1 protein-coding gene is annotated in these 510 nt (G+C 54.9%); it reads left to right on the top strand.

Features of this window, described 5'->3' with window-relative positions; genetic code table 11:
- Window positions 1-129: 129 nt before the first annotated feature.
- Window positions 130-510: hypothetical protein (locus NW837_RS15750; protein WP_414332648.1), on the top strand; the 381-nt coding region annotated here is incomplete at its 3' end.

Here is a 510-nt window from a genome sequence, read left to right as displayed (position 1 = left end):
GAAATAATGCGCGAGGGGAAAAATGTTCGCGTTACACCAATAGACTCTCAACTCCTGCGCATGCGCTTTCGTAAGGGCGAACGATTTGAACTGGATTCAAGCACCTCGTTGTTTGGAATTACGCCTCTGATGCTGGGATTGCCTCCTTTTCTGTTTGGGGAGAACATAACGATCTACGATTTCTCACCCAAGCAAGCCAAGCAAGCGATTCCTGTGGCGTCCACACATACACTTAGCGAGGACGGCGCGAACCTACCGCTGGTGGTTCAGCAACTGCTGCGCGATCCTCGCCAACGAGAGCGGTTGCTACGCTTGGTGCAAAGCGTGCTGCCCTACATCCAACACCTGCACACGACGATGGTGGGCGGACAGCATGTGCAGCTGCAGGTTCAGGAGACCTATCACGGCAAGCGCGCACTCCCAGCGATACTGCTCTCAGACGGCACCGTAGAGGTCGTGGCGCTGGTAATCGCGCTCTTTTTCTCGCGTCTGCCTGATGGACTGGTAATT

The organism is Synechococcus sp. R6-10 (assembly GCF_047461815.1).
GTDB lineage: Bacteria > Cyanobacteriota > Cyanobacteriia > Thermostichales > Thermostichaceae > Thermostichus.
Note: the sequence above shows the minus strand (reverse complement) of the source record. Positions and strands in the feature narration are given on the sequence as shown.